Annotated in this window: 4 protein-coding genes; 1 reads left to right on the forward strand and 3 read right to left on the reverse strand. The window is 40.9% G+C overall.

The window, feature by feature from the left end:
* Positions 1 to 303: 303 nt before the first annotated feature.
* A complete protein-coding gene (locus VLN09_RS06100) occupies positions 304 to 807 on the forward strand; it encodes a pyridoxamine 5'-phosphate oxidase family protein (protein WP_325244670.1) in 504 nt (167 codons plus the stop codon).
* 122 nt (positions 808 to 929) lie between these two features.
* Here VLN09_RS06100 and pgsA read toward each other — a convergent pair whose 3' ends face one another.
* The 3 genes from pgsA to VLN09_RS06115 form a co-directional block, all read right to left on the reverse strand.
* Positions 930 to 1,610: a CDP-diacylglycerol--glycerol-3-phosphate 3-phosphatidyltransferase gene (pgsA, locus tag VLN09_RS06105; RefSeq protein ID WP_325244672.1), complete on the reverse strand. Its 681-nt coding sequence runs from the start codon at positions 1,608 to 1,610 to the stop codon at positions 930 to 932.
* Between the two features lie 652 nt (positions 1,611 to 2,262).
* Complete coding sequence (locus VLN09_RS06110) at positions 2,263 to 2,691, reverse strand: MgtC/SapB family protein (RefSeq protein WP_325244674.1); 429 nt, start codon at positions 2,689 to 2,691, stop codon at positions 2,263 to 2,265.
* A gap of 51 nt (positions 2,692 to 2,742) precedes the next feature.
* Positions 2,743 to 3,772: NADP transhydrogenase subunit alpha (locus VLN09_RS06115; protein ID WP_325244676.1), on the reverse strand; the 1,030-nt coding region annotated here is incomplete at its 5' end.

The following is a 3,772-nucleotide window of genomic DNA, read 5'->3' on the forward strand; positions in this document are numbered from 1 at the left end:
TGCCAATCGATTCGTTACTATTATGCTGAAGGATTGGGCAAATCCTGTCAATTTACTATCAAAGCAACAAGCCTGACGGCACAGCGTCACAATTTTTACCTAAAGCTTATAGTCTTTACAAACTCTCACATCGCCTTACTGGCAACCTATATAAATAGCCTACCCGTAATCGCTATTCTAGTTAGCAGCTGTCAATGAGCTTAGCCGTTCATAAATATAAATACGAACACCAGCTTATTTAAACTAAAAATGAATAACTATAAATTCAAATTCTATTTACTATAATGAAAAAGGATATCCAGCATGAGTAATATCAGTAAACAAGAGCAACTCGACAAAATCCAAGCCGTCATTAAAGACGTAAAATTTGCCATGATGAGTACCAGCAATAAAAAAGGGGATATTCATGCGTGGCCGATGACTACCAGTGACGTGAACCTTGATAATAAAGAAATTTGGTTTATCGGAGATAAAAAATCAGACGTGGTAAAAGACATCCAAGATGATGCAAGAATTGGTCTCACCTATGCGACTCAAGATGAAAAAAACTATGTCTCTGTGAGCGGTGATGCAGAATTACCGACTGACAAAGCTAAGTTGGACGAACTATGGTCGCCTGTATATGATGCGTTTTTTGCAAATGGTAAAGAAGACGAAAATGTCCAGCTGATTAAAATAGTACCGCACGGTGTAGAGTGCTGGCTTAGCGGCAGTACCGTCGTGAATATGTTCAAAATGGCAGCAGCAGCGCTACAAGATGGTAAAACCGCTGAAGATATGGGTGAAACCTTCTCTGTTTCTTTATAATTGATAACTGATATATCAAGCAGATAAAAGCAAAATTTTTATCATAAAAAACGCCAGTGGCTAATGCGACTGGCGTTTTTTTATTGTCTAGAGTTTATTAGATTCGTATTAATACGATGAGCTTAACCGCTTTGCTTGAGATACGGCCAAGCAGCTTTTAGATAAATCATCATCGACCACAATGTCAAAATAACTGCTGCCACCATCAACACATAGCCTATCGTTTCAAGTGATTGCCAGTTTAATAATAAAACGGTAATGGCTATCATCTGAAAAGTAGTTTTCAGTTTACCAACATAAGAGACCGCCACACTGGTGCTTTTACCCAGCTCTGCCATCCATTCACGCAATGCCGATACCGCAATTTCACGCGAGATAATTACAATCGCAGCAATCGCCATAATGATATTGGGATGCCACTGTACTAAGATGATTAATGCAGCTGCGACCATAAGCTTATCAGCAACAGGGTCCAAAAAGCGTCCAAAGGCAGACACTACATTGAGCTTACGGGCAAAATAGCCATCAAGCCAATCAGTAATCGCCGCTAGGATAAAGACGCCGGTCAATAATAAATGACGCAATAGACTATCGCTAAACTCACTCATACCAACCTTAGCAATCACGTTATCCGAGATTGCTGGCATGCCAATACCCATGGCAGGCGGCCAATAGGCAATTGCCACGAATAGCGGAATCATCAAGATACGCGCAATCGTCAGATTATTGGGCAAATTAAAAATACTCTTGTTACTCTGCGTACTTGACGGCTCCTGCGGATGCAAATGCGTGCTCTTAGTCATGGCAAACCCAGTTATAGTGAACGATAGGAATGTGGCTAGCTTAGCATTTTTCGAGCATGTCGTCATGCCATCTGCGTATGTATCCTTTATACCGAGCATATATTGTGACAATCAAAAATTTTTTGGGAAAAATAGCCATATTTATAGCGTTGAATACCAGATGTCTGGTTTTTACGAGCCGCTCTTTGACAAAAGTAGCATAACGAGAGTGATAGTTTACATAGCGATAATGCTCAAATTAGCCAAAACGTAATAACATGTAAGCAAGCTTAGGCAAATAGCTGAATTTCAGTTATTATAAGTGGAATATAGCAATACAGTTGTACACTGAAATTTGTAAGCAGATGTAAGAGTGTCTTTAAATATTTACTTTTAAGCATATCTTAATCATAAGAGAAGTTATATAATAATAAATTAATAACTATGTATTAGCGGTTTGTGATTTTTCATCTAACCGCATGGTAAGTTTTCCTCAGTCCACGGTATCTCCTCCGTGGGCTCTTTTTTTGCCTTTAAAAACTGGGGGTCTCTTTTTCGCTTTGTCTAGGGCGTGTCTTCGATTCGAATGATCGTTATCTGAAAGCACTATGAGTCAAAGGTCAGTGGTAAAAAAGACAGGTTATAAATCGTACAAAGTTACTTGAGACACGCTCTACTTCCTCTTAGCTTTAAACGGCTCTGAAAACTGTAAAATCAAAAAACTAACCACAGACAATATGATGGCAATCTCGTAACGACTATAAGCCACTGAAATGCCAATAGCACCAGTGTTCCATAAACTCGCTGCCGTCGCAGTGCCTTTTGAACCCATCTCATTTTTAAAGATAGCACCACCACCAATAAAGCCCATACCAGTAATGATACCGTACATGATTCTCGCTTCATCAGCGGACTCATAAATATCCATTCCTACCAACATAAACGCGCATGAGGCAATCGTCACCAGTGGAAAAGTTCTAAGCCCTGCTCCATTGTGTTTCATTTCACGGTTAAGAGCAATCGGCAATGACAATACAAAAGCAATGCCCAATTGAAAAAAGTGATAACCCAGTAGATTCAAATCTATATGAAATCCAAACATCGCGTGTTACCTCCTCTGTATAGCACTTAACATGTTAATTTTTAATATTGGCTATGAGCGCATTTCATCAGCGAGAATTCTTGCTACCGTTTGTGCTGCCATCTGATAGCAGCTCTCGATATTACCTTGTCCGCACCAATCTCCACTGACAATCCATTGACGCTGCTCATCCACTAAAATGCCAAGCTCTGTGTTATCTATATTTTTCAGGGTTGCTGCATAACGCCAACGATGACAGTCGATTTGGCTTGCCGTGCTACCTTCATCCCAGCTCAATGCTTGCTTTGCTGCTTGTAGCAAGGTTGCTTTTACGGTCTCCATGTCGTCATCGACATGCTGCTCTGACCAATCGTTGCGGGCATGAATAGTCACACTAGGCAATAGCTCGTTATGAGCCGGCTTTTGATGTTCAATAAAAATACGATCGAGTAGCGAATGCTGCACATAAGCGACATCCCACGATGCCGCTTGGACGTTTAGCGCGTCAGGTAATGTCTGCCCTTCACCCCAACCGAGCATCAAGGTATAGCAAGCCTGCATTTTTGGCTTACTGATTTTTGCAAGCTCTTTAAAATTGCTATCCGCCATCAGCTCTATAGCTTGACCATTTGGCGCGGTGCAAATTACCCAGTCAAAGTTACCAAGATTGTTGCCATCTTCATCGAATAATTCCGTTTTGGTTTGATTATCTGTTTCGTGTTTTTCTGCTTGATTAAGTGGTGCGACATGAGTTTTAAACTTGATCGTCGTATATTGTAATTCATCGGCCAATGCCCGACCCCAACTGGTCATCTTTGGCGTGCTGATATAACGTGCTTGGGTACTGCTCCATTGCTCTTTTATTTGGATATCAGGAGTCTGAGCGGCATCGTGAGAGGGTATTAAGTCCACTACATTGGCATACCATGGCTGCAATAAATCACTCTTTAGCCAAGGCTTGATAAACTGCTGAAAGTCAGTACTTTTTGCAGTGAAAAACTGTGCACCAAATGCCCATTGCCAGTTTTTATGTGTTGCGCTGTCCGTGTGATATCGCGTTGCTAAACGACCGACGCTACGGGATTTCTCAAAAATAACAATG

This window comes from Psychrobacter sp. (genome assembly GCF_035469765.1).
In the GTDB taxonomy this organism is placed as follows: Bacteria; Pseudomonadota; Gammaproteobacteria; order Pseudomonadales; family Moraxellaceae; genus Psychrobacter.

Excerpts from the sequence above, each read along its gene's own strand:
- pgsA (WP_325244672.1), bottom strand. The coding sequence starts at position 1,610 with ATGACTAAGAGCACGCATTTGCATCCGCAGGAGCCGTCAAGTACGCAG.
- VLN09_RS06110 (WP_325244674.1), bottom strand. The coding sequence starts at position 2,691 with ATGTTTGGATTTCATATAGATTTGAATCTACTGGGTTATCACTTTTTT.
- VLN09_RS06100 (WP_325244670.1), top strand. The coding sequence starts at position 304 with ATGAGTAATATCAGTAAACAAGAGCAACTCGACAAAATCCAAGCCGTC.